The sequence below is a fragment of the Paraburkholderia tropica genome (assembly GCF_914484835.1).
Classification (GTDB): Bacteria; Pseudomonadota; Gammaproteobacteria; order Burkholderiales; family Burkholderiaceae; genus Paraburkholderia; species Paraburkholderia tropica_A.
Window position 1 is genome coordinate 60,712 of sequence record NZ_CAJZAR010000089.1, and the last position, 26,178, is coordinate 86,889.

32 protein-coding genes are annotated in these 26,178 nt (G+C 59.0%); 14 read left to right on the top strand and 18 right to left on the bottom strand.

The annotated features are described in order from the left end of the window. Positions 1–259 precede the first annotated feature (259 nt). From LDO54_RS32935 to LDO54_RS32960, 6 genes are all read left to right on the top strand, one after another. Complete coding sequence (locus LDO54_RS32935) at positions 260–1,090, top strand: DUF932 domain-containing protein (protein ID WP_224016081.1); 831 nt, start codon at positions 260–262, stop codon at positions 1,088–1,090. Positions 1,091–1,159: 69 nt separating this feature from the next. Beyond that, positions 1,160–1,690: a hypothetical protein gene (locus LDO54_RS32940; RefSeq protein WP_224016085.1), complete on the top strand. Its 531-nt coding sequence runs from the start codon at positions 1,160–1,162 to the stop codon at positions 1,688–1,690. A gap of 858 nt (positions 1,691–2,548) precedes the next feature. Further along, complete coding sequence (locus LDO54_RS32945) at positions 2,549–2,881, top strand: plasmid mobilization protein (protein WP_224016088.1); 333 nt, start codon at positions 2,549–2,551, stop codon at positions 2,879–2,881. A gap of 2 nt (positions 2,882–2,883) precedes the next feature. Beyond that, positions 2,884–6,051: an LPD7 domain-containing protein gene (locus LDO54_RS32950; RefSeq protein ID WP_224016090.1), complete on the top strand. Its 3,168-nt coding sequence runs from the start codon at positions 2,884–2,886 to the stop codon at positions 6,049–6,051. 256 nt (positions 6,052–6,307) lie between these two features. Next, a complete protein-coding gene (locus tag LDO54_RS32955) occupies positions 6,308–6,625 on the top strand; it encodes an H-NS histone family protein (RefSeq protein WP_224016093.1) in 318 nt (105 codons plus the stop codon). A gap of 465 nt (positions 6,626–7,090) precedes the next feature. Further along, a complete protein-coding gene (locus tag LDO54_RS32960) occupies positions 7,091–8,038 on the top strand; it encodes a hypothetical protein (protein ID WP_224016095.1) in 948 nt (315 codons plus the stop codon). Between the two features lie 357 nt (positions 8,039–8,395). Here LDO54_RS32960 and LDO54_RS32965 read toward each other — a convergent pair whose 3' ends face one another. Further along, entirely contained in the window at positions 8,396–8,731 is a 336-nt protein-coding gene (locus LDO54_RS32965) for a hypothetical protein (protein WP_224016098.1), read from the bottom strand. Positions 8,732–9,301: 570 nt separating this feature from the next. Between LDO54_RS32965 and LDO54_RS32970 the strand changes: the two genes are divergently transcribed. Both LDO54_RS32970 and yecR read left to right on the top strand, forming a co-directional pair. Then, positions 9,302–9,682: a hypothetical protein gene (locus LDO54_RS32970; protein ID WP_224016102.1), complete on the top strand. Its 381-nt coding sequence runs from the start codon at positions 9,302–9,304 to the stop codon at positions 9,680–9,682. A 113-nt stretch (positions 9,683–9,795) separates the two neighbouring features. Then, positions 9,796–10,092: a YecR family lipoprotein gene (gene yecR / locus LDO54_RS39110; RefSeq protein WP_224016227.1), complete on the top strand. Its 297-nt coding sequence runs from the start codon at positions 9,796–9,798 to the stop codon at positions 10,090–10,092. Positions 10,093–10,232: 140 nt separating this feature from the next. Here yecR and LDO54_RS32980 read toward each other — a convergent pair whose 3' ends face one another. Both LDO54_RS32980 and LDO54_RS32985 read right to left on the bottom strand, forming a co-directional pair. After that, positions 10,233–10,490, bottom strand: coding sequence for a hypothetical protein (locus LDO54_RS32980; RefSeq protein ID WP_224016105.1), 258 nt, complete (start codon positions 10,488–10,490; stop codon positions 10,233–10,235). A gap of 40 nt (positions 10,491–10,530) precedes the next feature. Beyond that, the gene (locus tag LDO54_RS32985; RefSeq protein ID WP_224016108.1) at positions 10,531–11,109 is read right to left on the bottom strand and encodes a hypothetical protein; all 579 of its coding nucleotides are present in this window, start codon (positions 11,107–11,109) and stop codon (positions 10,531–10,533) included. Between the two features lie 449 nt (positions 11,110–11,558). Between LDO54_RS32985 and LDO54_RS32990 the strand changes: the two genes are divergently transcribed. Beyond that, positions 11,559–12,365, top strand: a complete 807-nt coding sequence (locus LDO54_RS32990; protein WP_034194660.1) for an IS5 family transposase — start codon at positions 11,559–11,561, stop codon at positions 12,363–12,365. Positions 12,366–12,390: 25 nt separating this feature from the next. Here LDO54_RS32990 and LDO54_RS32995 read toward each other — a convergent pair whose 3' ends face one another. From LDO54_RS32995 to LDO54_RS33010, 4 genes are all read right to left on the bottom strand, one after another. Continuing rightward, positions 12,391–12,708 carry an H-NS histone family protein gene (locus LDO54_RS32995; protein WP_224016112.1) on the bottom strand — a complete coding sequence of 106 codons (318 nt, stop codon included), beginning with the start codon at positions 12,706–12,708 and terminating at the stop codon, positions 12,391–12,393. A 336-nt stretch (positions 12,709–13,044) separates the two neighbouring features. Continuing rightward, positions 13,045–14,298: a DUF1173 domain-containing protein gene (locus tag LDO54_RS33000; RefSeq protein WP_224016117.1), complete on the bottom strand. Its 1,254-nt coding sequence runs from the start codon at positions 14,296–14,298 to the stop codon at positions 13,045–13,047. Between the two features lie 280 nt (positions 14,299–14,578). Beyond that, a complete protein-coding gene (locus LDO54_RS33005; RefSeq protein ID WP_224016122.1) occupies positions 14,579–15,715 on the bottom strand; it encodes a hypothetical protein in 1,137 nt (378 codons plus the stop codon). 107 nt (positions 15,716–15,822) lie between these two features. Beyond that, positions 15,823–16,245: a hypothetical protein gene (locus LDO54_RS33010; RefSeq protein WP_224016126.1), complete on the bottom strand. Its 423-nt coding sequence runs from the start codon at positions 16,243–16,245 to the stop codon at positions 15,823–15,825. A 640-nt stretch (positions 16,246–16,885) separates the two neighbouring features. Here LDO54_RS33010 and LDO54_RS33015 point away from each other — a divergent pair. Beyond that, the gene (locus LDO54_RS33015) at positions 16,886–17,149 is read left to right on the top strand and encodes a hypothetical protein (RefSeq protein ID WP_224016129.1); all 264 of its coding nucleotides are present in this window, start codon (positions 16,886–16,888) and stop codon (positions 17,147–17,149) included. A 137-nt stretch (positions 17,150–17,286) separates the two neighbouring features. Here the strand turns inward: LDO54_RS33015 and LDO54_RS33020 are convergent, their stop codons facing one another. From LDO54_RS33020 to LDO54_RS33035, 4 genes are all read right to left on the bottom strand, one after another. Beyond that, positions 17,287–17,556, bottom strand: coding sequence for a hypothetical protein (locus LDO54_RS33020; RefSeq protein ID WP_224016132.1), 270 nt, complete (start codon positions 17,554–17,556; stop codon positions 17,287–17,289). Between the two features lie 92 nt (positions 17,557–17,648). Then, entirely contained in the window at positions 17,649–17,846 is a 198-nt protein-coding gene (locus LDO54_RS33025) for a hypothetical protein (protein ID WP_224016136.1), read from the bottom strand. A 197-nt stretch (positions 17,847–18,043) separates the two neighbouring features. After that, entirely contained in the window at positions 18,044–18,583 is a 540-nt protein-coding gene (locus tag LDO54_RS33030; RefSeq protein ID WP_224016140.1) for a hypothetical protein, read from the bottom strand. A 27-nt stretch (positions 18,584–18,610) separates the two neighbouring features. Beyond that, positions 18,611–18,835, bottom strand: a complete 225-nt coding sequence (locus LDO54_RS33035) for a hypothetical protein (protein WP_224016144.1) — start codon at positions 18,833–18,835, stop codon at positions 18,611–18,613. 727 nt (positions 18,836–19,562) lie between these two features. On the opposite strand from LDO54_RS33035, the gene tnpA reads away from it, so the two are divergent. Genes tnpA through LDO54_RS33055 form a run of 4 tightly spaced genes read left to right on the top strand, consistent with a single transcriptional unit; the run spans position 19,563 to position 22,257 of the window. Then, the gene (tnpA, locus tag LDO54_RS33040) at positions 19,563–19,964 is read left to right on the top strand and encodes an IS66-like element accessory protein TnpA (RefSeq protein ID WP_224016147.1); all 402 of its coding nucleotides are present in this window, start codon (positions 19,563–19,565) and stop codon (positions 19,962–19,964) included. Next, complete coding sequence (gene tnpB / locus LDO54_RS33045) at positions 19,961–20,302, top strand: IS66 family insertion sequence element accessory protein TnpB (protein ID WP_224016149.1); 342 nt, start codon at positions 19,961–19,963, stop codon at positions 20,300–20,302. Before tnpA ends, tnpB begins: the two co-directional genes overlap by 4 nt. 54 nt (positions 20,303–20,356) lie before the next feature. Further along, a complete protein-coding gene (gene tnpC, locus LDO54_RS33050; protein WP_224016152.1) occupies positions 20,357–21,952 on the top strand; it encodes an IS66 family transposase in 1,596 nt (531 codons plus the stop codon). After that, a complete protein-coding gene (locus LDO54_RS33055) occupies positions 21,898–22,257 on the top strand; it encodes a hypothetical protein (RefSeq protein WP_224016154.1) in 360 nt (119 codons plus the stop codon). The genes tnpC and LDO54_RS33055 overlap by 55 nt, the downstream gene beginning before the upstream one ends. 132 nt (positions 22,258–22,389) lie before the next feature. On the opposite strand, the gene LDO54_RS33060 is transcribed toward LDO54_RS33055, so the two are convergent. The 7 genes from LDO54_RS33060 to LDO54_RS33090 form a co-directional block, all read right to left on the bottom strand. After that, positions 22,390–22,626 (bottom strand): hypothetical protein, encoded by a 237-nt coding sequence (locus LDO54_RS33060; RefSeq protein ID WP_224016157.1) that lies wholly within the window; start codon positions 22,624–22,626, stop codon positions 22,390–22,392. Positions 22,627–22,652: 26 nt separating this feature from the next. Beyond that, positions 22,653–22,922 (bottom strand): hypothetical protein, encoded by a 270-nt coding sequence (locus LDO54_RS33065; protein ID WP_224016159.1) that lies wholly within the window; start codon positions 22,920–22,922, stop codon positions 22,653–22,655. Positions 22,923–22,943: 21 nt separating this feature from the next. After that, positions 22,944–23,123 (bottom strand): hypothetical protein, encoded by a 180-nt coding sequence (locus LDO54_RS33070; protein ID WP_224016161.1) that lies wholly within the window; start codon positions 23,121–23,123, stop codon positions 22,944–22,946. A gap of 565 nt (positions 23,124–23,688) precedes the next feature. Further along, complete coding sequence (locus LDO54_RS33075; RefSeq protein WP_224016163.1) at positions 23,689–24,744, bottom strand: HNH endonuclease; 1,056 nt, start codon at positions 24,742–24,744, stop codon at positions 23,689–23,691. Between the two features lie 61 nt (positions 24,745–24,805). Beyond that, entirely contained in the window at positions 24,806–25,243 is a 438-nt protein-coding gene (locus LDO54_RS33080; RefSeq protein WP_224016166.1) for a DUF6884 domain-containing protein, read from the bottom strand. Positions 25,244–25,452: 209 nt separating this feature from the next. After that, positions 25,453–25,794: a hypothetical protein gene (locus tag LDO54_RS33085; protein ID WP_224016169.1), complete on the bottom strand. Its 342-nt coding sequence runs from the start codon at positions 25,792–25,794 to the stop codon at positions 25,453–25,455. A gap of 56 nt (positions 25,795–25,850) precedes the next feature. Beyond that, positions 25,851–26,165, bottom strand: coding sequence for a hypothetical protein (locus LDO54_RS33090; RefSeq protein WP_224016172.1), 315 nt, complete (start codon positions 26,163–26,165; stop codon positions 25,851–25,853). Positions 26,166–26,178: the final 13 nt, after the last annotated feature.

Consider the following 26,178-nt stretch of genomic DNA (forward strand, 5'->3'; position numbering starts at 1 on the left):
GAAGTCTTAGCGATCTTTTAACGCCGAATAGCCGTCAAGAGGGGGGTATTTCGCGCGGCAGGTGGTGAACTACGTGTGACGAATGGTCGTAAAATACAGAAATAAAACACCGTTAAACAAGGGAAAGACTTGTTGAAAAATGAGGTCAAGCCTGGGATAATAACTACATCGACGCACTGAACAGCGCGTCGATACCGGTAGGCGGGAGGCGGCAACCACCCCCGACCGGTTTTCTCAAACCTAGCTGGAGTCATATTCAATGCAAAAACTGGCATCCAAATTTGGCCGTAACGCGCATGAGCTTCGTTCCTCGTATCCGTTGAGCGATGACGAAATGCGCGGCGTGGCCCCGTCGATTTTCGCGCTCGAACCGCATGAAAGCCGGTCGGAAAAGTATTCGTATATCCCGACCATCGACGTGCTGTCGAAACTGCGGAAGGAAGGTTTCGAGCCGTTCATGGTCGCCCAAACCCGCGTGCGTGACGCAAGCAACGCGGGCTATACGAAGCACATGATCCGCATGCGCCACGCGAACCAGATCGCGGGCAACGACGCCAACGAAGTGATCCTTCTGAACAGCCACAACGGCGCAAGCTCGTATCAGATGTTGGCTGGCTGCTTCCGTGGCGTGTGCAAAAACGGCATGGTTGTGGGTACGGTGCAAAACGATATCCGCATTCCCCACAAGGGCGACGTAGCGCACAACGTCATTGAGGGCGCAATTCGCGTGTTGGACAGCTTCGAAGCAGTGGACGAGCAACGCGAAGGCATGAAGTCGCTGCGCCTCAGCGAAGCCGAACAGATGGCCTATGCGAGCGCAGCACTGGCCGCGCGCTACGAGACGGAGGACGGACAAGCGCCGATTAACGAACGGCAGTTGCTCAGCGTGCGCCGCTGGGAGGACAACGCGCCGGACCTCTGGACGACGTTTAACCGCGTGCAGGAAAACGTCATTCGCGGCGGACTGCAAGGCCGCAACGCAGCGGGCCGCCGCACCACGACGCGCGCAGTTACTGGCATTGACCAGGACGTAAAGCTCAATCGCGCGCTCTGGATTCTTGCCGAGCGCATGCGCGAAATCAAAGGCTAACCGCCCGCTGACGTAGCAGGCGAACCGCGAACCCGCCCGGCGCGGGTTCGCGTAGCTGAGTCTTTCGCCGTGCCAGGTTGGCGCGTCGCAGTCAGACCCGCCCGCGTTTATAACTGCGCGCCGTTTGCGCTGCGCAGTGACAGGAATTCTGCCCACGTTATGACAAAGGTTTTTTATGTGCCAGGGAGCACGCACGCGATTGATTACGCCCGCGAGACGGAAAGCGGCGAATTCGTTTCCTGGTGGCAGTCGCGCACGCTCGCGCAGGTTGCGGAGGAATATCCCGGCGTGACGCTGATCGAGGAGGCCGACTTTATCCAGCAACAGGCCGCCGCATTGCTTCAAGCGCCGCAGGTCATTTCGCGCGAAATGTACGAGGAGCAGCTTGGCATGCTGCCGCCCGAGGACTGGCGAGGTGGCGACGGTTTTGAGTCGTTCAAGTCATCCGAGTATTACAGCGGAAACATTACCTATATTTACGCGCAGAACCGCGCCACGGGCCAATGCTGGCGACTGCGCGATGACGCGAGCCTCACGCATGCCGACATTGTGCGCCGGGTGCGCGGGGTGTCGGAACAGAGCGCGCCGCCCGCCCGGTAGGACAGCCGCGCCGCCAACCGAAGGGCGGCGCATACGCGCGCCCTTGCCAGGCTGATGGCGATCCGTGTGAGCTACACCGCCGCGCGGCGACAGCGTTCTGGGTTTCAGCCGTGCGCGGCCACGCTGGGCGCGTTACAATATTTGCGCCACAGCCGTTTGACTCCAGCTAGGTTTTTGACGGCGGCAGGCGGGAGGGTGTTGCCGCACCCCCCGCCGTTTTTATTTCTGGCGTGCCACTTCTCCCGGCGCACCACTCGCGCCTTTTTTCCCTTCGCGCGCGAATTTCCCCCCTCTCTGCAAGCCATCACGACCCGGGCGTAACCGCCCGAGCTTTCGCGCGCGCCGTCGCGCCCGGATTGAGCCGCACGGGGACCCGGCGCACTAGCGCCGGGGAGAGCGGCGACCCGGTGCGCAGCGCCGGGGCAATCCGGTACGGCCTCAACTCATCGCAGTTTTTTTCGTGTTTTTTTCATTATGTGGGTGATCGGTGCGCGCGCATGGAGTTGACCGCATTGTGACCGGTAGTTGACCGGATAGTGACCGGAGGTTGACCGGTCGAGCGCGTCTAACGTCGCGACTGACCGGAAAGTGACCGGAACATGGCCGGAAGTTGCCCGGAACGTGACCGGACGCGGCGATGGCGGTGTATTTTTGAGAGCCGCAGAGGCACGACAGGTATGTTTACGGGTCACTACGTGCCCCGTAAAATACCGCGTGCCAAAGGGGTTCCCCCTTTGAAACCCCCGCGGCCGGCGGCCGCGTGGAAACCGAGCGCAGCGATCGACGATCGCGGTGAAGACGGACCTGTGGCCACGCATTCGAGGCAGGAAGTTGGCAGAGAAAACTCCAGGCAAACGGTTGGGCAAGCCAATCGCGTTTCGGCTCACCGAAGAGGATCGCGAGCGGTATCTCGCGAAGGTGGCTGACTCGGGGCTCACACAATCGGAATTCTTCCGGCAGGCCGTGCTGGAAAACCGCACGCAGATCGTTGCGCGGCCCAGGCCGTCGATCGATCGCAAGCGGCTGCTGTTTATCGTGAGCAGGGCGGGCAACAACATCAACCAGCTGGCCCACAGGGCGAACGCCGAGCACGTGAAAGGCAAGCTGTCGGAGGGGACCTACGAACGGCTGCTGGACGAGTTGCAGTTCATCTCGCGCTATCTGACGGCCACGATCGGGAGCATCGAGTAAGCATGCTCATTCGGATCAAGGGCCACGTGGGCGGGGTCAAGGAATATCTCGAAACCGGCAAGAAGGCGGGGCGTGAGCTTGGGCGTGACGAGCTCGACGAACGGGTGATTCTCGCCGGGGATCTCGACCTGGCGAACCACATCATTGAGGCGATGGAGACAGATGGCGAGCGCTATCTGACCATCACCATGTCGTTTCGCGAGGACGACGTCGACGAGCGCGTGCTTCGGGAGATCACCGCGGAATTCGAGCGGTTCATGTTTTCGGCCTTTCAACCTGGCGAATACTGCTACTACGCCGAGGCCCACTTGCCGCGCGTCAAGGCCTATGAGCACCGCAAAAGCGGAGAGCGGATAGTGCGCAAGCCGCACATTCACATCGTCGTGCCGAAGGAAAACCTGATGAGCGGCCAGAAGCTCGATCCGTTCGCGATGGTGAAGTACCAGACGCGCTATATCGATGCCTTTCAGGAGCACATCAATCAGAAGTATGGCCTCGCCAGCCCGAAGGACCACCGACGTTCGGTCTTCACGGATGCATCGGAGATGATCGCGCGCTACAAGGGCGACATGTTCGGCGGCGGCAACCGGGAACTGAAGGCGAACATCCTGTCTGCGGTGCTCGAACGCGACATTTCGAAATACGACGACTTCTGCGCCATGCTTGAAGAGTTTGGCGAGCGCCGCACGCGCAACGCGGGGCGCGACAACGAATACGAGAACGTGAAGCCCGCCGACGCAGCGCGGGGCGTCAATCTGAGCGATCACCTTTTTTCGCGCGACTTCATCGAGCTCGATGCGGACGCGAAGGCTGCGTTCCTGACTTCCAGATTTGAGGACGGCTATGTGGCGGCCGGCGCCGCGCGTGACACGCCTGAAGCACTGGTTTCGACGCTTGCTGAGTGGCACGACAGCCGTGCGCGCGAGGTGAAATATTTCAACGGGGGCAATCTCAAGGCTTATCCCTTCTACCAGCAGGCGGATGCGCGCGAGCGTCAGTCGCTTCTGGCCGAGCGCGAAGCGCGCTTCTACCAACGCTACAACGAGGACCACATACATGAGCGAATTGACCGAGAGCAGCCACGATTTGACGACGGATTCGACGTCTACGGGCACGACCGCGTCGCCGAAAGCAGTGCGCCGGAGCCTTCCCCCGTTGGGGCCGGAGAACGTGAATATGGAGACTGGCGAGATCGAGCAGAAATCTATCGTGAGTTCGACCCTGTCGAATTTGCCGCCGAGCGAGCGGCCGAATCCGCCAACGGTCTGCGAAGTGTGCCCGGCGTCCATGTGGATGCAATCGACCAGGGGCGATTTGATGAACTACTGTCGGATCATGAACCGCTACACCTGGCAGACTTCGGAGCCGACCAGTATGAAGGGATGCGATGGCCTCGCGATCGCGACGGAGAAGGCAGAGCAATCGAGATCAAAGGCCCGAGCCTGACCGAAGCCGCTGAGATAGCGCGATGGGCCTATGGCGAGTTCGACCGGGCAGGCGCAGCCGCGCGTGCCGAGCTCATCGCCGCGAGCGGCAGGAAGTTCGAGATCGAGCAGTTTGGACTCAAGGGCGGCGGGGCGTTCGTGGACCCGTTCGCGTCCACCGCACAGGTCGGCACGCTTTCGACGATCGGGAAGCTTTCTGATATCGGGACGTTGCTCGATGTGGACGGTTATTCGGGCGCGGCGTGGGCGGGGCCGGCGCGCGAGACATCGAGGGGAGGTCAGACGGCCAATCTGGACCACCAGATCAGCATGTGGGCTTTCGGTGATGGGCTGGGCAACACCGCGCGCCATCCATCGCACATCCGTGCCGCGCATGGCGCTCGCGCAGCGGGCGGGAGAACTGGTGCGTACCGCGATCGCGGCAGGTTCAATGCGCGCGCGCGCGAGACGACGGGCCGGGAAACCGACAGCGCTCTGGGCCAGTATGCGCGTGATCACGTTGAGCGGCACCACCGCACGCGCTCGACAGTCCTGAGTGAGTTTCAGGTGATCCGGCGTTCGCTGGACGCCAGTCGACTGCTGGCCGGGCTCGCGCGCAGCCACGGCCTGATCGCGAGCAAGTACGAGGTCACGAAGGGGCGCGACGGTAGTGACCGAATCCAGTGCGGCGTGCGCAATCTCAACGTGTCGGACTTTCTGACCAAGGAAATGCATCTGCCGTGGCCAGAAGCGGCCCGGATCCTGCGTGACACCTTCGCGCGGCAAGAGGGGCGCGAGCCCGTCCACGCCCCTGTGCGCGAGCCGGAGCAGTCGTTGTGGTCGGAGTTTCAGGGACATCGTGACGCGGAAATTGCGCGCGAGCGTGCTGCGTGGGACGGACAGCGGGTAAGCGAGAAGACCCGTCGACAGGATGCGGTCGCCCAGTACAAGGCGACGCGCGCACGCATCGAAGCGAACGATGGCATGTCGCGCGAGGAGCGACGCGCGGCAATGTCGCTGGCCCGTATGGACAAGGTCGAGCGCGACAAGACGCTGCGAGGGGAGATCGAGCTTGAGCGCGCAACGTTGCGCAGGAGCTCGCGCCTGCCGTTCGGCGAGCACTACCGCGATTTCCTGCACGAGAGAGCGCAGGGCGGCGACCGCCGCGCGCTGAGAGAATTGCGGCGGCTGCGCCCGCTTGAGCCGGCGGCCGACGAGAGCCTGAGATTGCGCCCGCTGCGCGCTCATGAAGATAACGCCGTCATCTTCACCGGCGCGATGACCCATCGCGTCGATCGCGACGGCGTTGTGACGTATCAGCTGCGTGGGGTCGACATCATTTCAGACGAGGGAAATTCGCTTCGGGTGTGGGACACCGGCGACGACGCGATCGAAAACGCCTTGAGGCTCGCGGTGCAGAAGTTCGGCACCGACATCAAACTCGACGGGCCGGGGCATTTTCAGGTTGAGGCGGCGCGCGTGGCGGCAGAGCGCAGGATATTCGTCCGGTTCGAAGAGGCGCGCCTGAACGAACTTATGGACGAGCGCAGGTCCGAGCTAGATGCCGACGAGGCGGAGCGCCGACGGATCGAGCGCGAGCACGATGCGGCGGTACGTCAATTCGCTCGCTCCCTGCGTGATGGGCAAGCACGCACGCCGCAGGGTGACGTGGACCCGGATGCGTCTGGCGAGCGTGGGGTGCCTGGGAATACCGCTGCCGACCTCGATGACGGCGTGGATCGCTGAAATGGCGCGGTTGGGTGTCAACGCTTCACGTTCTGCGATAGCGGAGCGCCGCGTGGCGAAGAATACGCAACTAACCGCCCATCCTTGACTGCACGTCGGAATCTGTACCCCCAGAGGCGTGGCGAGCGGTGCAGACTAACAGTTGTATGTTGAATTGCTGACCGTTAGTCGCGTTTATATCTATCCTGCGGCGTTTGCAGTTCGCGAAGTTAGAATCCAAGCCTCTCGTATCCGATCAATGTCAATTCCCCCGGTTATGTCTGAACTGAAGCAATTGCGCGCTGATCTCGGTCGTCTGAACGAACTGCTGGCCGACGCTCGCGCCCGCGAAATCACCGCGGCGCTGGCCAGATTCAAGGAAGATGTGGCGCTTCTCGGGATTACCGAACAGGAAGTGCGCAGGGCGCTAGGCTACGATCGACCAGCCGCGCTTCCGGCGAAATACTACGATCCGGCAAGCGGCAAAAAATGGTCGGGGAAGGGCGCGCGTCCCAAGTGGCTCGTGGGCAAGCGTCTTGAAGACTATGCGATCGACGCACCCCAGCCACGGCGCTGGTGGCCAGGAGAGGAGTGACAGAAGTCACCATAAAACCGGATGAAGACAAACTGATTCAGATCGCGCCTGGACGCTCTGCGTCAAGCGCCTTAATTTTCGTTTTGTGGAGCTCGTCGGGTACGCCACGCGATCTCGCGCGACGCAAAAAATGAAAGGCCTCCCCTTAGGGGAGGCCTTGATAACTATGCAGTACCCGAACCTAGCGTACTTGCAGTACGCTTACGATACTCGGCGCCGATTTGTCGCAGGTGACCCGGGCTTATTTAAAATGCAACGCCGTTCGCGACAGTTTGCGCGAAACAGCGCCTGCGCTGCAAGCCACCAAAGCCCTCGTGGACACGTTCGAGTCGTCGAGCCGGCCGGGACGTCTCGGAAAGTAAAACGGCGCGGGGGATACCGTACGCAACTCGATGAGCCCGCGCCCCGTTGATGGCCGCTTGACAGTAAGATATCGACGTCTTTGTCACGCCCATCAACTCACTTATGTCCCGCAGAGCGACCCACAATTTTCTTCCCGGATTCTGGCGTTGCCGCCATTGCAGCACCAACAACCCTATCAAAGCCGACATCACCTATTACGCTCTGATGGGCGTACAAGTGGGGTGCAATATTTGCGAGAAGCGGGCGGACTGGTTTGAGATCACGAAGCAGCAGATATCAGAAAATTTCATGGCGTCTGCTGCCTTTGCGTGCATCGGCGCCAACACCACGACTTTTTCGTTCGAGCTTCAGAGATCCGAGGCGGTGACCCTGCGATGGTCAGACTACGGCATTCCGGATAGTGCGCGAATCTTCCACATTAATTTCACGCCACATGGTGGAGAAGGTGTGCTCTACCCGACAGAGCGTCAGGGAAATTCGTGGACTCCACATCGCAACTGGGAAGATAAGATAACTCTCTGCGCAAGACCAGTGGGAGTCAATCCGCCTGAGAGTCAATTGGTACATGCCGGTGTCGCGTGGATCGAAAAATCGGACACAGACACTGCATTTATGTCCCTCGTTACGGCGTTTGAGGCCTTTGCAGAACAAAAATATAAAGACGCCATTGTCCCCGCTAATGTCGCAGTCGAGTCAATGGTTTCGCAATTTTTCAATGCGTATCTTCCCACGCACGGAATTAGGAAAAAAACCGCCGAAGAATTTTTGCAGAATGCCGCCACGTATAGCTACCAGCTCAACGTACTACTCCCCTTGACATGTTCACTCGCCGGATGGCCACACCTGCCGAGCGAGATTCGAGTACCGCTTGACCGCCTGCGTGGGCAAAGAAACAGCGTCGGACACAAGGGACAGCTAAAGACAGCACTTGACAGAGATGCTATGGCCGAACTGCTCACTGCTGCATTGTTTGGCTACCGCTACGTCCAGCTTCTCCAACTCGCCGTGGAAGGAAAGCTTCCATCGATGGACGAGCTCGAAGACGAGTGAGCTACGGCTCCGAACTTTGGGATCCATACTTCAGTGCCGATCGGCGCGCTTCCGCGCGCGCCTCGCTGGTGGCGGCGTCGGAGCGGCAACCCTACCATCAACTCCGCGCGCATCGCAGGCGTCGCCGTCCGGAAGTCTCGCTCCATAAGTCTTGCCGCATTCAGAGGCAGTAATCTGCGCTCTGCCGATCCCCACGTCGGTGGTCAACTAAGTTTTTGGTGCGAACGCCTCGTCAGTTAGCAACGCCTGTTGCGCGCATTGACCTTCGCACGCAAACCCGTCGGTCGACATGGCGGCCCCAAACATCTTTGTCTCTGTGATCGTCGGGTGCCCGCAGACCGACGATCTGATCGTTACCTAACAATGCTTCTTACATTCCTCGGTTGCCGCCGCGGCCGCAGCATAGCAAGCCGCCGAAGCGATTCCGTCAGTGATTGTTGCGCACGCCGCCGCAGCTGATGCACCGGCAGCAGCACAACCGGCCTGGCAAATTCCCTTTCCTATGTCGCCCAGTATCGGCACATCGAGGTCGAAGGCGCGCACTTTGTCAGGTTTGTGCGGGACGGTAGAATCGCTGCTGATCGTATCACCAGCCCTTAGCGAGCCCGTGGCCAATAGGATGCCTTCAATCTTTCCTTTGTGAAATTCGTCGAGTTTGTCCCAGATTTCAGCTGGGACCTTGAGTTCGGCCATTTGAATGTCGCCTTGTTCGAAACAGCGGGCTCTCTAAAGGTAGCGAAATATCGCCTGCTCCCAATGACGTTTCCCGACGGGATGTGCGATAGCGCACATTCGCCACATGCAGAGCTATGTTTGTCAATAAACAGCCGATCGCTCAAGATAGGTATGGATTCTCGAATATTTTGAAACATTAAATTACATTGACTGGTATCGATAAATATATTCCTGAAATTTTGGTTTGAAAACGTGGACTGTCTGTTCCGAAACATTGCCTCACCTGTACATTTTGACTATTGTAAGAAATCGAAAACCTTTCGGGAGCGATGAATGGATACAGGAATAGCGCAGCCAGGTCGAAGCGATGCAGATCAGCCATCTCCAGAAACGAAACAGTTGCATTTGCTACGGCGCTTGCGCAACGGATTCGGCGCAGCGCTAGTTGGCGCATTGATAGCGAACTTGATAGTCAGGCATCTAACATTTTCTCCGCAATACTGGCCGACGGTGCAGACGTTATATTGGACCACAATCGCCCTCTCATTCTCCGTCGGGCTCCTGGTCCTTTACGAAAAGGACACTTAAATGGGCTTGCTTAGTGATGAACAGATGGCTGTGATCAATCGGATCGTGTTCCATCCTGATTTCGTCGATACTGTTTCGATTGCCGTCGCGATCGTATTCGTCATCATTTTCCACAAACGACGGAAACGTAACAGGCCATTGGAGTACGCCGGTTTCCCTTCTGTTACCACGGGTATCGACTTCTTAACCGGAGCCGGACTATTTCCGCTTATCGCTTTAGCGATGGCATTTTTCTCGGAACGTCTACTACATAATCTCGTGAAACACGACCACATAGTTTTTGTAATTGCAGGTATGTTCGCATTCTTCGCAATTATCGAAGTTGCGAAACGAGAGACCGGCCCATTGACGAAGGGGGCTGCGCAGGCGGTTCGTCAGTAAAACATGGTGGTACGAAGCTCAAGCGTCACGGTGGCCGAGACGCAGGCGCAGCGCGTGTCGACAGTGCGAATTTTTTCGGCTAGCCTGGAGTGGAGATGGGCAAAAGGATCGCAATGTACTTTGGCTTGGCAAGCTTCCTGGCGGCCTGCGCAGCCCCCAAAGAACTGACCGCTACAGGCGGGAGCAAGGCCGACGGCACCGTAAAAATGTCATATGAGTATGGGGTGTTCGAGGTGCCTGAGGTAAATTCAGCACAAGGTACCGGAGCCGCCACACAACGATGTGTGGCGTGGGGGTATAAGGAAGCCGAGCCATTTGGGGGTGCGACAAAAGTTTGTGTCGATTCGTCGGGCGGCAGCTGCAATCGCTGGAGAGTGACTGTGGAATATCAGTGTACCGGTGCTCAATAGTCGCACGCGTGACGTGCCGACTTCTGGCTTAGGCGATTCACAGGGATCAAGGCAATATCGAAGCAGGGCGACTGGCTAAGTCAGATGCCGGCGGACCACTACGCGGCGTGGGGGGCAGATGGCCTGCTCAACGGTGCTGCTCAGCGCGAACCCTTGTGTGGACACGCAGCGGCGGTTTTGGTTGGTGGTTCAAGCAGACGGTCGTCGAGTCCTGACGCGTTCCAACCACTCCCAGCCGGCAACCTCGTTCCGAAAGTTTTACCCGCCTCCGCGGCAAAGAAGACCGGTTCGCCGTCGCGGCCGCGACGAATCTGCCGGTTAATTTCCTCCACTCCAAACGCCGCGCGCAGCTGCTCAACCCACGCGGCGACTTCTGGCATTTCGATCTTTTTGGTCATGAGGTATAGCGTCGCTCGAAGTCGCGTTCGATCGGCGTGCTTACTCGCTGATACCTTCGTTGGTGGTAACGCCATACACTTGCTCGTAAATCGCCAATTCTTCCTTGTACTCCCTCATCGCGCTGCTTACATTCATCAATGCAATGTTGTATCGCCGGAGCACTCGCAGATCCTCTCCTGTGAACGCGCGCTCCAGTGCGCGAACCTCGTCGCCATAGCGTTTGAGCTCCGCGAGCGTCCGCACGGTATGGCCAGACGCGTATGCCGTGCCTAGCAGATTCTCCCTCAAATCGTGGAGTTCCGAGACCGGCAGCGGTTTGAATTCGCGAACGCGTTTGTGAAGCTCTGACCCAATCAGGAGCAAAACAATCAGCCCAATCACTGCGAAGACCGCGAATAGGAAACCAGGCAGGTTATCTGAAGCAACGTCGCGGAAATGAACAACGGCACTTGCCAACGCGAACCAGCTTACGACCACAGACGCGAGCCAGCGCTTGAACTTTCTCGAACGTCCAAGTAATTCCGCGATCGGGGCTGCGTTTTGAAGATCCGGTCCGGCAGGAGGCGCAGGCCGAGGGAAAGGCATTGTCGTGGCATCTTTCTTTTCGGGTTTTTGCATTATTAGTAATCCTACATTTGTCATAATAAGTATTAGCGCATTTTTATCAGAGTCACTTAGTCTGCTATACGCGGTCGCGAGCCCGTCGACGAAGGCGATTACAACGACGGGAACGCGAATATTCTTCAACCTCAGAACGGGATATATGGCTCAATCCACGCGTCGTATTCAGTGGTCCCTTGCGCTAATACCTGCTGAGACGGAAGCTTCACGTAGTATCGATTCTCGTCTGAAGCCGCAGAACGGTAGGTGTGGGCGTTTAGGAGCAGCAACGATATTTTCATGTCGCGGTGAGACGCCATTATCTGGTGCTGTGGCGTAGTGCCCCCGCGGTAGATGACAAAGCGGCGCCGGCGCGGCGCTCTTTGCGAAATCGCAATCGTGATTTCAGTAGCGGTCATGTCTAGACCGTGTTAGGAACTTCAGCTCAGACCTGGTAACCTGGGCGGATGGAAAAGCGCAAACCTTACCCGAGCGACGTGTCTGATGAAGAATGGAGTTTCGCAGCACCGTACCTGACGCTGATGAGCAACGACGCCCCCCAACGCCGATACGAATTGCGCGAGATGTTCAACGCACTGCGCTGGATGGCGCGAGCCGGTGCCTCGTGGCGTATGCTGCCGACCAACTTCCCGCCGTGGGAGCTGGTCTATCAGCAGACGCAACGCTGGATTCGTGCAGGCTGCTTTGAAGCGATGGTGAGCGATCTGCGCTCGGTAATACGCGTGGCACAAGGACGAAGTGGGCAGCCGAGCGCGGTCATTCTTGACGGCCGCACATTGCAGTCGACTTGCGAGAGTGGCCCGCGTGCGGGCTATGACGGCTATAAACGCAAGCGAGGCAGCAAGGTGCATATGGCAGTGGACACGCTGGGCCAGTTGCTCGCGGTTCACGTCACGCCAGCCAATGAACAGGAGCGCGCGCAAGTTAGCGAGCTCGCGCGGCAGGTGCAGCACGCCACGGGACAGACAGTGAGAATCGCGTTTGCTGACCAAGGCTACACGGGTGCGGAGCCAGCGGAGGCCGCGCGCGACGAAGGCATCGAGCTTCAGGTGGTCAAGTTGCCAGAGGCGAAAAAGGGATTTGTGCTGTTGCCCCGACGCTGGGTGGTTGAGCGCAGCTTTGGCTGGCTTAATCGCTTCCGGCGCTTGACCAGAGACTACGAGCGTTTGCCTGAAACGCTGGCTGGACTCCACTTCATTGTCTTCGCTATGCTCATGCTTGTTCATTTCGCAAACCTTAGCAATAGTTGCTAACACGCTCTAAGCGCTTTCGAGGCACTTACTCGCCAGCCGGGATCAGGAAGCGATCGCGGTTCTTCGCGTCACGGATCCACACCGGCGCGCGCCCCATGCCGGACCACGTTTCGCCGGTCTTCGGATTGCGATACTTCGGAACGATATTGCGCTTGCGCTTCGCTGGCGCCGCCGTGCCGAGGACCGCACTGGCCGCCTTTCGGCCACGCCTGGGTTGCGTGAAGGTTTCGAGGTCCTGAAGCGTCACTTTGCATGCATCCATCATCTGCACAAATTTGGCAAGCATCTGCTGACGGAGCGCGCCAATCTCCTTTTCGTAGCGTGCGATTTTCTGGTTGGCCATTCTGGGTCCTTTAACGGGGTGGTGTGATTGATTAGAGAGTGCAGTCGGCCGCCCGTGTGGCCTGCTCGCTCTCAGAAAGTAACGTCCCATCGGTTTGCGCCGGAGTGCTGTCGCCGCGCGGCGTCGAGCTCGAGAGAAATTCCGCCTCGGTGATCTGAAGAAGGCGATACAACGCTTCGTGGTTGTTCCGGCCCGCGGATCGCGAGAAATGAAGTCGGATCGATTCCATGTCGAATGGTAATCAATGTCACGCGGTAGCTTGCGCGAGAAACATAAAGCGTCCGGTGCCCGCCGACGCGCCAACGCGATCAATGCGCGGCACTCCAACAGCGACGATTACCAGGCTGACTCGGATGGCTCGTCGCGGCGCATCTGCGGAGGCTCCTGCTTCAGTACGTTGTCAGGGAGGCGAGGCAGCTCCTCGCTCGCGCTCCAGATCCAGGCGGGCATTGTGCTTTGCTCGGTGAGCTCGTCCAGCTCGGCCTCTTCGTGCGGTTCGAGTCCCGGCTTACGGATGTAGAGCGCTACGCCATTGGGATGCAAAGGGACGTCTGACAGAACTGCGCACGCAAGCGGCTTCGCTTCGGCGAGGTTATAGCGCATGCCCTTGATGAAACGGCGTCGCTGCATCGTCAGAGCATCGAGCAGCATGGCATCGTACATGTGCTCGAAAGGCAACCAGTTTGCGTTCACAAGCATCACGGCGATCGCTTCGATCGACGCGACACCGCTCGCGCTCAAGCCAATCGTCGCGATGAACATGAGGTGCGATGACTCGTTGCTGTTCCACATCTCCAGCTCATTCGCGAAGCGCGTGCGCAGCCGCCGATAAATTGCTTCTTCCATCATCAACGGAAAATCGGGCAGGTGCTTGGCGGTGATCTTGAAACCACCGCGCGACGTACCGAATTCCTTGATTTCGCCAATGGCGATCATCAACTTGCGCGCCTTCTGACTGCTGGCAAGGCCTGCCATATGGGAAATACGGCGCTGACGGATCTGTGCGGCCTGGTCGCCAACGAATGATTCGGGAATGTACAGCTGCGAGGAAAGCGGAGCGCCCTTTGCGACGCTGCGTTCGGCGGCAGCCAGCAGGCGCGATCGAACAACGTACCAAGTTCTCTTGCCGCTCATACCCGGTGTCCAGCGGTTGAGCTCCGCAGCATCCCAGAGGTAATGCAATGTGCTTCGCAGCGTTAGCTTGGAGCCATCTGCGCGGACAGTATCTGATTGCTGGCCGGATGGAGCCGGTGCAGTACGTGCGCCCTGCTTCGACAGACTGAAGTCGAGCTTGAGCGCGGTCGTGCCGTCTTCCTCGTTCTCCCGAATCGCCTCACCCAGCACTTGAGACATGCCAGAGATTTCGTCGGTCGGCTGATATGACGAGCAGTCAGCAGAATGCGCAGCGCCGGAGTTCGGCATGCGCTTGATGATGAACGCCCTGCCCGCCTTCGCGACGTACATGGGCACGCCAGTGGGCAGGCACAGGCAGAGCGGCCTGACCTTGGCCGCGTGTGCTTCTGAAAGATAGCTTTGCAGGTCGTGTGCGTCGTCAGCGACGATCACGTCATCGAAGCGGTAGTCAGCCATTTCCCTGTCACCGATAGATATCGTACAGGGTCAATTATCCACCATATTATGACCGCGTGGGAAATATGGTGACGCAACACGACATCCTTCGTTACCAGTAGTAGTACACGCGCTTACCCTTCTTCGCGTCACGCCAGTAGTGACGAACGATGGCGTAAGCGCCGTAATACAGTCCTGCCACGATCGCGATACATCCGAGATCATCGAGCATGGGAACAGCTCCTAGTGTTGATGGCGCCGATTGCGCCGGTTAACTTCCATCTTACCGCCGAACGGCAGTTCAGCGACTCGCCGCCACACTCCGGTGACGCGGCAGATCAACGTCGTCAAGACGCCAGCGTGCCAGCCCCGCCTTGCGCACGGCGCTCGCCCAACTCTGACCGCACGCCAGAAACTCACGGATCTCCTTCACCGTTGGCCGAATGGCACCAACAGCGACGGCAGCTTCAACCCGTTCTACAGCATCGAGCATTTCGCCGGTTACTTCATCGCCGGCGCCACCTTGGATCAAGGTGAATTTCGGTGGATCCTCCGAAGTCGCAGCAGGCGGGGCCACCGCGACAGCGAGAGATGCGTCGCGATCGTCGGCCGCCGGACTGGCAGGCTGCATGACAAGGGTGCGCGCTGTGGTAGCGCGGTGCGGATTGCCCAGCACAATGGTCCACATCAGGCAGGCCACACATTCGACAAGCAGGCCCAGGCCCAGCGCAACGGTCAAGTCAATGGTCGACGACGCGATTCCCGTCATCTGCGACAGCCGGAGCGTCACCGGATCGCTGCGCAGCGCATCAGCGCGCGCTTCCAGTTTAGCTTTGCGCGCCTCAGCGGCGTCCGCCTGGCTCTCGCGTTTCGTCGCCTCGGAGAACTCGACTCCGAGTGCCTTGCGCTTGGCTTCAAGCCCTTTGCGGGTCGCGATAAGGCTGGCGCACTGCCGTTCGCAGACCCGGGCGTATGCCCTGGCAAGTTGTCGTTCGGTAGCAGCCTGATCCCGCGCAATATCGGTGAGGCCACGCCCAGCCGACGGCATTGCCACTTCGACAGGTGTCGCCATAGAGGCAGCACGCGCAGCGCCAGCGTCCTGCTGCGCATTCACGAAGAAGGTCGCGTGACCGTAACTTGTCGCAGCCAACGAAATCACCCACACGCCGATCGCCGGAATACGCATGAAATGTCCCATTCTGCGATAGAGCGCAGGAATCAGATGCGCAGCGAGCAGCATCACGAGGCCGAGAGCGATCCACGCAATCCGTTCTGCCTCGTCTGCGCCGCGCTCATATCCAGCGATAGCGGAAACCCAGATCGATGTGCCAGTGGCAAGAACTGCCAGCAGCAGCGGGAAGGCGCGCGCAGCGCCCGATAACTGCTGCTCTGCCCGTTCGACTGCTTCCTCGCCCAATACATTCGTAGTGCTTAGCATATCCCGCGTACCTCGATGACCATTTCAGACATTTTACCATTAAACGTGACGTGGTGCGTCATATTTAATGGTTGTGGGCACGGTTTCTCGGTGTCTTGTCTCCTTCGTTACCGCAGATCGCGCAGCACCGCCTGGATATCTTCTCGTGAAGGTGTTCGCAACATCTTGATGACGGGGGTTCCCGTAGCGTTTTCAACCACGCCGAAATCGTGGGCAGTTTGTGCGAAGGGTTGCACCCAACGGCCTCCAGCTGCGGCGTCGCGAAAGCCAGCGGCAGGACGCGAACGGACATACCTGGACCAGCGGCGTTCGATTTCAGAACCGAATGTCCCACGGACTGCAAGCCGGCCCCAGGCGGGAGGCACCGGGGATTCCCCCATATAGATTGCTACGAGCTCACCAAGCCGCTCGCGCGAGACCCCGTGGGCTGAGAGCGCACGGACGACGGCCTTGCGCGAGACGACGAGGCCTGCACACTTCAGCCGCTGCGCCGCGACGTTTCTACGAACCTTTTTTCCAGCGACCTTCATTCAGAATCCCTTTTTTCGGCTACCGGCAAGGCGGCAGCCTGCCGTTCATTCAAGTCGAGATCGAGCCACGCAATCGCCTGGCAGGCCTAATCATTCGACGATAAAGAAAACTTCAAAGCAACGACAATTGATTGTCTGCGCCAGCAGAATCATCAGCCTGAGTCGGGTTCCTTTCTCGCACCTCGCTCTCCTGATCCGCAAGCCGCGCTCGCTGTTCGGGCGCACCCGGTGCGCCCCGTTGTGGCTGCAACACTGCCCAGTTGAACACCACGCCCGGAGCGATCTCAACGCAATCCATGTAGTCCCCCTATTCCCGTCAGAGAGATTCCGAGTCCAACGCGGCCCTGATGCGCGTCACGCGCGTCCTGTCGGGCCCGTCGACGTCCGAAGCAAGACGTGAACTCGTAGGTGCATCGTAACACATACATGACCGTACACGTCATGTTTTATCCGAGCACGTCAGCGTACCGCGCCGCACCCATGACTGCCTGAAACGTGGTGCGTCAGAACTTGTGACGGCGAGAGTCATAGCCGGATGGTGAATGATCCCACCAGTCAGATATGCGATGTAGGCAACAGATCGACCTTCTTTCGCCGGAGTTACCTGGGCATACTCCTCCCAAGAAAAGGAGGAGTTTCCATGCCGAAGAAGAAGACCGCTGGAATTGGGTCGACGATTGAAGTTGCTGTGACCGCATTAGGCCTCGGCCTGCTGGTCATCCCCGCCGTTACCCACCCCGGCGCTGCGGCAGGCCAGAGCGGAGCGCTGATAAACGATACAGAACAAATGCGCGACGTCGTTCAGGCTGTCGGTGCCGTCCTGGCGACCGTCGGTCCGCTTCTCGAAGTTTCGCGGGCGCTGATCAAATGGCGGCGCACGCGCTCAGATGCCGGACGAAAGTAGCTCATACTTGCCCAGAAACATGAACGCCTGATCGCCACGCTGGCGCGGTCAAGCGCGAAATCTAAAGTACGGCTGCCTACTGCGTGCGGCGCTCCGTCACTAGCAAGCGCAGCCCCTCTCTCGCGAAGCGATCGGAATCAGGATGCCCCGGATTTCGTCGATGCATCTTCGATGGCCGCCTGAGCACGCCGCCAGGCGTCCTGCTCAGCGAATGCAGCATCAGTAAGGCGTTCCGCTACAGCAGCCGTCGCACCGTCCGTCGCGCCGAGCAGAAAACAGCAGACAGCCTCCTCCCGGCCATCCACGAACACCTTTGTCGATACCGCGTGGGCCGCCCGAAATTCGCCACTGTCCAAAACCGCAGTGATCGCCTCGGCCAACAAGATCCTGGCTGTTTCAGAATTCAATTTTTTACCTCCCAACCGTACACCCGGTTTAGCTCGCGGCAAGCTGCTGGACCATTTGCCCCCTTCCATTTCTCATCGAACAAGGTCGGGCTTTACCAATCGTTTTTCCGTTCCAATTGCCAGAACATGGCAATGCCAAAGACGTTGAACAGACAAACACCCAACACGATCGTGTGAGCGACGTGCGCGAGCGTGGTATCACCCGTCTCGCAGAATTGAAAATAAACAAAATACGTCATCAGCAGACAGACAAGGTCTAGTAGCAAAAGGAGCTCGGTGAATTCGCGCATCGCCACGATTCCTATTATTCGTCGCATCGCCTTCCTGCCATTTGACTCTTCACGAATTATATTGCCCACATCATGACTTGTCACGTCATCTTTATCGTAAGTCGTAAGTCGTAAGTCGTAAGTCAACAACGACGCGTGCAGAAGTGGAAAGAGCCAGCAAATTGCTGGCTCCCTTGTGTCTATCGACGTTACGCCCCTTAAACGACTTCCAACAGCGGAGATACCGTCTCTATCGGCGGGTCGCCAGCCATCGCTGTATCTATCAAATCCCACCGACCTTCAAAACCTTCGACGCTCCAAAAATAGGCACGGCTGAAAGGGGGAATGCTGACCGCACGCACCGGATTGTCCTTGTGCGCGGCGCCGCCCTTCCCAGGTGTGGCAAGCCAGCGCTGATGTTTTGCGGCGACGTTCTCTGCCATGACTGCGGACGGAACGATGAAATATCGAAAACTTTCGGTCGATCCATTTTCAGGAACGCCTGCCAGGACCCAGAAAAAATTCGGTCCGAACACTCGCTCTGCCTTCAATCCGACGCTACAGGTCCCTTTCTTTGGATCGAAGGTTTTCACTTGAATATGCGCGAACCTCGTCCCCGCGCGGTTGCTGCAAAGAATGTCGGTATTGGGCGTGTTGCCCAACGTCACAACCGCCGCATAGCCACGCCGGCACAGCTCACCTGCAACGAAAAATTGACCCGCATTGCCGCGATGCGACTTATCCCGTTCGCTAGTCATTGTTTTCCGTGGCCTCCGTTGCGTTCGTTACTGCGCGCGCATCGCACCGCGCTCGTCCGCATCCTTTCGCTTCTGCTCTTTGGCCATGTGATGCCCCACCGCGCACCCAACGATTGCCCCGGCAACCGCATGATGCCCTGCTACATGACCAGCTACAGCACCAACGGCCGCCCCCTTGAGGCAACCGGCCGCTTGCGCCTGGCCAGCTACAACGCCCAGAATCGCCACTACTACAAAAATCGCTTTCTTCATTCTCTTCTTCCCGAGGTAACTTCCTGTCTATCGCGGAGCGCGCGAGTTGTCGGTGTGCACCAGCTCCGCGCCACGGACGGTCGCGAGTTTTCTCTTCCATCCGTGGCCCTGACTCGATGCCGGCCGTCCATCAACATAATAGACGCCGACATGCACCCAATGCCATTTGTCGGCCTGCAAGTCCCCACGACCACGTGCCTATCCGCGAACCACCTTGGACAAACCAAGCAATTGTGAAGGCTCGCGCAAGAAGACTTACAGGCCAACAGCGATCGCTAAAACCGGGATAAGCGCCATCGTCCAGTACAGCGCAGGAAATGACGCCTGGAGACGATCCATGACCAACGTAGGAACCGCAAGCACAACTCCCGCGCTGATTCCGATCTTGAAGCCGAGCTTGGCCCCACACGCTGGGTCAAGCGCCTTCCAATGCCAACAACTCGGAGAATTCCTCTATCGATCACGATCCTGCTGAATGGCGCCAAGTGGCGCTGCATCGGCTCGAACAATAACCGATGCCAGTATTGTGACAAACGCCCTAGCTAAATAGGGTAGTATCGTCGAATGGCGCGTACCCAGACGCGCCCCGATTCGGCCGGTAGCCGGAAAAAGGCAAGAAAAGATGTACAAGACTGTTACGCCCGGTAAGCGCCCCAGCAAGGCCGTCTTGAGGATATGACGGCGGTGGGCAAATATGGCGTCCGCGAAATATTTTGCGGACGCGATAATGGACAATTCTGACGACGGGGTAACAGCGGCCCCGAAGCGGCCGAACTTCTCGAGCGAGTTTCGGCGCGAGATCGTCGAGAAGACGATGCAGCCAGGGGCATCTGTCTCGCGAATCGCGCGGGAACACGGTCTGAACGACAACATGGTGTTCAAGTGGCGGCAGCGATTCAAGAGGGAACAGTCTGCGAACGCCACCACTTCGGTTCCAGTGTCGGCTCTGGTTGAGCCCGCACAGTTGCTGCCGGTGAACGTCATCGATGTAGCGTCGCCGCCTACGACGCAGCCAGCTACGATGACCACCAGTTGTGAGGTGGAAGTCGAGGTCGGCAAGAGACGGATTCGCATCAAAGGTGTATCGCAAGAGTTCGCCGAGCGACTTCTGCAGGACTGCCTGAAGTGATCCCGCCAAACACCCGGATCTGGATCGCTGCCGGCGCGACTGACATGCGCTGCGGTTTCAATTCTCTGGCTGCGAAGGTGCAGACGGTGTTGGAGAAAGATCCGTACGGCGGAAACATCTTTCTCTTCCGCGGCAAGCGTGGCGATCTGCTGAAGGCTTTGTACTGGTGCGATGGCGGACTCTGTCTGTTTGCAAAACGCCTTGAAAAAGGACGTTTCGCGTGGCCCCGAGCCGATTCCGGCGTCATCGCGCTGACAACTGCCCAACTTGCGCTACTGCTCGAAGGCTTCGATTGGCGTCAGCCAGTCGAAGCAGCGCGCCCGCGCAGCGCATTGTAAACGGTCTTGTCCGTCGTCAACTTCCCGCAGGAGCCATGCCCGTAAACTGTCGCCATGGAACTTCGCGCGACAGCTGCCTTGCCCGACGACATCGATGCCTTGAAGGCGTTGGTGCTCGCTCACGCGGAGAAGCTGCACGAGCGCGACGTTCAGCTTGCCGACCTGAAGGAGCAGCTCTCGTCGCGTGCCATTGAGATCGAGCACCTGAAGCTGATGATCGCGAAGCTGCGTCGCATGCAGTTCGGGCGCAAATCGGAGAAGCTCGATCGCCAGATCGAGCAGCTCGAACTCCGGCTGGGGGATCTGCAGGCCGACGAAGGCGCTGCCGACACGGCTGCACCTCGCGCGACACCCCTGCCGCGGCGTGAAGGAGCCGGTCGCAAGCCGCTGCCTGATCACCTCGAACGTGAAGAGCGCGTGCATCTGCCGGCGAGCGAGAACTGCCCGGATTGCGGTGGGCGGCTCAAGCCATTGGGCGAAGACATCGCCGAGCAACTCGAGTACGTGCGGGCGCACTTCCGAGTGATCCGTCACCGCCGTCCGAAGCTCGCTTGTGCGTGCTGCGATTGCATCGTGCAGGCCGCCGCACCCACCCGACCGGTTGACCGTGGCATCCCGGGCCCGGCACTGCTTGCGCATATCGCGGTGTCGAAGTTCGCTTACCACCTCCCGCTGCATCGTCAGGCCGTCATGTACGCGCGTGACGGCGTCGAGATCGATCCGGGCACGATGGGGTACTGGATGGGCAGCATCACGCAACTGCTCACGCCGCTGGTCGATGCCGTGCGCCGCTATGCGCTGGGTGGCTGCAAGGTTCATGGGGACGATACGCCTCTGCCAGTGCTGGCTCCAGGCAATGGCCGCACGAAGACAGGCCGTCTGTGGGTTTATGTTCGCGACGACCGGCCCTGCGGCTCCGAAGAGCCGGCAGCGGTCTGGTTTGCCTACACGTCGGATCGGCGCGGCGAGCATCCCCAGCTGCATCTGGCCAACTTCACCGGCGTGCTGCAGGCGGACGCCTTCGCCGGCTACGCAGAGCTGTATCGCGGTGGGCGCATCGTAGAAGCAGCCTGCATGGCGCACGCGCGGCGAAAAATCCATGATCTGCACGCGGTGCGGCCAAATGCGGTGACTGAAGAGGCCCTGCGCCGCATCGGCGCGCTTTACCGGATCGAGGAGCAGATCCGCGGCAAGCCGCCGGACGAACGCCTGCACGTGCGCCAGGCGCAAGCGGTGCCACTGCTCGATGACATGAAGCGCTGGTTCGAAGCCACGCTTGCCACGCTCTCCGCGAAGTCCGACACGACCAAAGCGATCCGCTATGCGTTGAATCGCTGGCCGGCGCTCGTCTATTACTGCACGGATGGACAAGCGGAGATCGACAACCTGATCGCCGAGCGGGCGCTGCGCGGTGTGGCCCTCGGAAGACGCAACTTCTTGTTCGTCGGCTCCGATTCCGGCGGTGAACGCGCGGCCGCGATGTACAGCCTCATCGGCTCGGCTCGCCTGTACGGGCTCGATCCCGAGGCGTATCTCGCCTATGTACTCGAGCGCATCGCCGATCATCCGGCTAACTGCATCGAGGATCTGCTGCCGTGGAACGTCGCCCCGGCGCTGCCGTCCTCTGCTCGCGTCGAACCCATCCGGTAGCATTCCTCAGCTCCGTCGTCAACGGCCTGAGCTACGGTGCTGCTCAGGTGCTTACTACGCCCGCGACGGACTGGTATTTCGTACACAAAGGCGCGTCCGACTCTGCTCCGCCCGTGGTCTATCAAGTGGCTGCATGGGGCCAAAAAGAAAACGGGGAAGTGGTTGGCCTAGTTGGCGCATTTGGCGCTGACCAGGCGAAAGAAGGCAAGGCGCCGCACCTCGTTACGGTGCCGCCTGTTGCTGGCAGCTACCTTCATCGTGAACAGTTGACGGGCGACGAAGTGTTGCAGGCGAAAAAGCGCTAAGAGCCGCTCTTGCCCCTGCCTTCCACGTTTCTTCGGCATGGAAGGCAGCCGCATGGATCGTGAGTCCGCAACGATCGCAAATCGAGCACTCGCTCGACCGCGTCGCTATCGTCCATGTCGTTTTCCTGTGTATCAGCCCTTGTTGGCGATTGCATAGTAGATATGCCACCACCAGGCAGTACGTGTTTGAACGGTCTTAGTGCAGTTTATGGCGTCGTCGTCGCCAGATGCCAGCGCCGTGATCGCCTCACGCATGTTCGGGCACATGCCAAGCCACAAGGCGTATCGCTCATTCTCGACGCGGACCAGCGCGTGAGCGAGAACGATGATCGCGGCGGACAAAACAGCAATCAGAGCGGTACGAATCATATGGTTTTCCTACGTCTGGACCTTTACTACTCGCCGACCACAAAGCCACGACGGTCCATTTCAGCCTTACCTGCTGGAGTCAACGTAGCGTAACGACCATTCATCTGAATCCAACCGTTGTCGGCCATTTTCTTAATGTGCGGGAGCTTCGGGACGAGAGCAGCATAGGCAGCGTTGTCTCTGCCGGTTTGCAATTCAACAGTGGTCCTCGGCGTAAAGCTATCGCCCGGTCGGGCTCCGGCGAACCAGTTGAGAACGTGGTCGATCATTTCATCGATAGTCAATTCATTGCTCATTGTGTTTTCGGAATTTCCGACTCAACGATCATTCTGATTGAGCGACACCGCGCCGCCCGGATGACCAACGCCCCATGCCTGCATAAGCTCATGGGCTTCGCCATTTGCTGCGACCTCAGCCACCGTCGCTGCGGTCGGCGCGAACCGAAGCGAAGCGCGTAAAACTTTGTCCATTTCCTGCTGAGTCATGATTCGTTCCATTTTCGAAATTTCCTTGTTTAGCGCACGCGAAAGTCAACCGTGCTGTTTTCCTATGGTTAGACCACCCGCGCGCCATTCTTCTTATCGACCACCCCACGCGTGAGCCCCGCATTGTGAAGCTGCGTGGTGGCTTGGAGCTTCGCTGCCTCCCATTGAGAACGAAGGTCGACCGCCCTTGTGCAAGAAGGGGAGTTTCAGGACCAGCTTATGTGCGGTGGCGCCAACCGCCGCCGCCTCACTGGAGGCACCTGTGTCGAACACAATTAAGTTTGTCGCCGCCTGCCCTCTAGCGCAAGGAGGACGCGTCAGAGGACTTCGCTCCATAGTATGTCGTCTGCCCAATTTCTCGGACTACGGCTCCCAGCAGATGACAAATATGTTTGTCTTGCCCTATCGCTCTGGCTGGCCTCGGCCATAGATCTAGACCACTCGAATTGTGGGCTTCTCACCGGGAAACGACAAACATAAATGCCTGACGACAAACTCAATTGGCTAACGACAAACAGTTTTGTACTTCATCACCTCGCCTACAATCCGCCGCTTACTCATCGTCGTTTTCCGACTTTCATGCCACCGCCTTCGCTCGCTTTCGTGCCCTAGCTTTTGGCTCGACGAGATACTGGTCGTAGAAGCCGTTCAGTGCGGGACTCGTCTCCTCGATCTCGTGCCGCTCATTGAGCTTGATGAGCCCGCGATCCAGCGCGCGGTGCAGATCGACGCGAAGCGGAATACCATCCGTCGCCTTGTTGTGACCCAAACGCCAGTCTCGGCCGGGCAGGTGCGCGGCATCGAGCAGGGCTTCGGTAGCGCAACCGGTGATGATGCACTTACCGCCGTGATGCGCGATCACGGCTTTGCGGAACGCCGGCTGCTCCAAGCGGAGTTGCGCCAGGCGGTACCGCTCCTCCTGCTGTTTCGGAGTTTCCGGTTTGGCGGGTGCCGTTGGCAAGTAATATGAGTACGTCGGCGGCCCTTTCTGCATCAGGATGATGTGGAGTTGGTCGTCGGCCTTCGGCCTATCCACGAGGCGATAGAAGTGCGCCTGGGCCAGGATCAGTTGATGCTTGCCGCGGGGTGTCAACCGGGTGCCAAGGTATCGCCCGATGCACACGACGGACTGGTGGGCGATCCAGTGCAGCACATACCCATCTTTCGGCTCGACGTGCTTCGGAGTACCGTTCCAATCGCCGTCGAGCCAATGGCGTTTATTCGTAGGATCGACGTGGAAGTTGGCCTGCCAATCTGCGTACTTGTTCTTCGTGATGACCACTGGGGCGCGCAACTCAACGAGCAGCTCGTACAGCTCGGCGGATGACACGCCCGGATGCCTGGAGAGCGTCTCGGGCCGGCCTTCCTTGTTGTGGATATTGAACCCCAGATTTTTCAACATGGTATGCCAGCGGCCGTCGTACGCACCCGGAAAATCGCGCGGCCTCAAGGTAGGCTGCCCGGCCATTTCGAGCGCGATCGAGGTAATCGCCTTGATCGGATAACGTTGGCCATCGATTTCGACCTCATAGTGGCGGGCATTCTGAAACCCGTTGTATCCAGGGTTCTTGCGCCAGAAAGCTGCGGCTCTTCTGACGTGCTGCGCGGTTACTCGATCCGAGTTGATTTCCATGCGATCCCCGTATGCTTGGTGGCGCGCGGGTGGCCTTGCGCGCGGCGTTATGGTGTTGGAATTATCGGTGATTCTTGAGCCACTGGAGCTGCTTGCCGATGGCAAGACCATCCATCGGAATCTCGACCGTGAAGCGGCCGGTGAGGTAGTCGATCAGGAACTCGCGATACCGGATGCCGGCGAGCACGACGCAACGGTCGCCCTTCCCCGGCCCCCCATTCAGATCTGCCGGCAGTTGAACATCCAGCCGCTCGCGTACACGCTGCGCCCAGATACGACGCTCGGCGATCGGCATGCGATTCAGCGTCTGCTCGTATGGCCCAACGACCTGATCGGGGTAGATCAGGCCGTGCTTGGCCGACAGAATGTACCAAACGCCCTCTCGACGCTCGACGTACTGGCGGGCTTTGGTGAACCAGTCTGAGGCGTACAGATCCTTCGCCGGCATCGCGCGATTGTGCTTCTCGCCGACGCAGGAAACAAGGTAGATGTCGGTCATACGCTTATTGACAAAGGTCTGACTTGCGTAGGCTTCGCTGCCCGTGCGAGAAAGCGAGGCATCTTGCCCGATCGGGCTGATTCGTAACAGCGGCGTGACAGGTTCCGGCAATTACAGCGTCAAGGAAATGCTGGTAGCCGGTCAGGGCCACAGCTTTATCGGTAGCGACTTCTTCAAGCGTACTCACATGGATTATCCGATTTTCCGTCCTATCTCTCTCTCGCGCGATCAATCGCGTCCAACGCTTGCGTCCAAGCGGCTTTATCTTCGAAGTACGACCAGTAGTTGAGCATCCAGAATACGCGCCCTTCAGCCTGGATGATGCCAAGCTCTATGTCCCCCTCGGGCGGCACGATCACGCCGTCCTCACGCACCAGCAACGCCCCGTAGCGATCTTCCCAATTCGTCCCGGGAATGTCAGTAGCCACAAGTGCCCGCCTAGGCAGCGCCTGTTTCCTCCGATATTCAGCTTCGGTCAGTCCAATTACGGTTTCCTGATATGTTCCAACGCGGATCGTATAGCGCGGGATCTTTGATGGTTCGGTGCACATGAAATTTTCCTGTTCGGACCGCGTAACGAGCGCGAGCGTTTTCCTTGCCAAAGGCGTTAGCCCAGATCGACTTCCGTCTCGCCCACCGGGACGGCACCGATCCGCTTCCACGGAAACCGGTCCTCGTCAGCCAGTTCGCGCACCTGGGCCTCGAATTCGTCCATTTCCTCGAATTCTTCGGTGGAAGCGATGATCCTCACTACCTGCCGTGCGTGATCGATCAGGGGATCTTCGCTGACGACTTCGAGCGGCTCTACCTCGAATTCGTCCCCAAGAGCATGCTGAAGCGCCACCAGCGGTTCCTGCGGCCTCCCCACATCGTCTCGATATTCGCCCGTGCGAAAAAAGAGCACTTCCAAAGTGTTGTACATTCACATCCCCTCT

Coding starts and splice junctions, on each gene's coding strand:
- LDO54_RS32935 (WP_224016081.1), top strand. CDS start 260: ATGCAAAAACTGGCATCCAAATTTGGCCGTAACGCGCATGAGCTTCGT.
- LDO54_RS32950 (WP_224016090.1), top strand. CDS start 2,884: ATGCTCATTCGGATCAAGGGCCACGTGGGCGGGGTCAAGGAATATCTC.
- LDO54_RS32955 (WP_224016093.1), top strand. CDS start 6,308: ATGTCTGAACTGAAGCAATTGCGCGCTGATCTCGGTCGTCTGAACGAA.
- LDO54_RS32960 (WP_224016095.1), top strand. CDS start 7,091: ATGTCCCGCAGAGCGACCCACAATTTTCTTCCCGGATTCTGGCGTTGC.
- LDO54_RS32965 (WP_224016098.1), bottom strand. CDS start 8,731: ATGGCCGAACTCAAGGTCCCAGCTGAAATCTGGGACAAACTCGACGAA.
- LDO54_RS32970 (WP_224016102.1), top strand. CDS start 9,302: ATGGGCTTGCTTAGTGATGAACAGATGGCTGTGATCAATCGGATCGTG.
- yecR (WP_224016227.1), top strand. CDS start 9,796: ATGTACTTTGGCTTGGCAAGCTTCCTGGCGGCCTGCGCAGCCCCCAAA.
- LDO54_RS32980 (WP_224016105.1), bottom strand. CDS start 10,490: ATGACCAAAAAGATCGAAATGCCAGAAGTCGCCGCGTGGGTTGAGCAG.
- LDO54_RS32985 (WP_224016108.1), bottom strand. CDS start 11,109: ATGCAAAAACCCGAAAAGAAAGATGCCACGACAATGCCTTTCCCTCGG.
- LDO54_RS32990 (WP_034194660.1), top strand. CDS start 11,559: ATGGAAAAGCGCAAACCTTACCCGAGCGACGTGTCTGATGAAGAATGG.
- LDO54_RS32995 (WP_224016112.1), bottom strand. CDS start 12,708: ATGGCCAACCAGAAAATCGCACGCTACGAAAAGGAGATTGGCGCGCTC.
- LDO54_RS33000 (WP_224016117.1), bottom strand. CDS start 14,298: ATGGCTGACTACCGCTTCGATGACGTGATCGTCGCTGACGACGCACAC.
- LDO54_RS33005 (WP_224016122.1), bottom strand. CDS start 15,715: ATGCTAAGCACTACGAATGTATTGGGCGAGGAAGCAGTCGAACGGGCA.
- LDO54_RS33010 (WP_224016126.1), bottom strand. CDS start 16,245: ATGAAGGTCGCTGGAAAAAAGGTTCGTAGAAACGTCGCGGCGCAGCGG.
- LDO54_RS33015 (WP_224016129.1), top strand. CDS start 16,886: ATGCCGAAGAAGAAGACCGCTGGAATTGGGTCGACGATTGAAGTTGCT.
- LDO54_RS33025 (WP_224016136.1), bottom strand. CDS start 17,846: ATGCGCGAATTCACCGAGCTCCTTTTGCTACTAGACCTTGTCTGTCTG.
- LDO54_RS33030 (WP_224016140.1), bottom strand. CDS start 18,583: ATGACTAGCGAACGGGATAAGTCGCATCGCGGCAATGCGGGTCAATTT.
- LDO54_RS33035 (WP_224016144.1), bottom strand. CDS start 18,835: ATGAAGAAAGCGATTTTTGTAGTAGTGGCGATTCTGGGCGTTGTAGCT.
- tnpA (WP_224016147.1), top strand. CDS start 19,563: ATGGACAATTCTGACGACGGGGTAACAGCGGCCCCGAAGCGGCCGAAC.
- tnpC (WP_224016152.1), top strand. CDS start 20,357: ATGGAACTTCGCGCGACAGCTGCCTTGCCCGACGACATCGATGCCTTG.
- LDO54_RS33060 (WP_224016157.1), bottom strand. CDS start 22,626: ATGATTCGTACCGCTCTGATTGCTGTTTTGTCCGCCGCGATCATCGTT.
- LDO54_RS33065 (WP_224016159.1), bottom strand. CDS start 22,922: ATGAGCAATGAATTGACTATCGATGAAATGATCGACCACGTTCTCAAC.
- LDO54_RS33070 (WP_224016161.1), bottom strand. CDS start 23,123: ATGGAACGAATCATGACTCAGCAGGAAATGGACAAAGTTTTACGCGCT.
- LDO54_RS33075 (WP_224016163.1), bottom strand. CDS start 24,744: ATGGAAATCAACTCGGATCGAGTAACCGCGCAGCACGTCAGAAGAGCC.
- LDO54_RS33080 (WP_224016166.1), bottom strand. CDS start 25,243: ATGACCGACATCTACCTTGTTTCCTGCGTCGGCGAGAAGCACAATCGC.
- LDO54_RS33085 (WP_224016169.1), bottom strand. CDS start 25,794: ATGTGCACCGAACCATCAAAGATCCCGCGCTATACGATCCGCGTTGGA.
- LDO54_RS33090 (WP_224016172.1), bottom strand. CDS start 26,165: ATGTACAACACTTTGGAAGTGCTCTTTTTTCGCACGGGCGAATATCGA.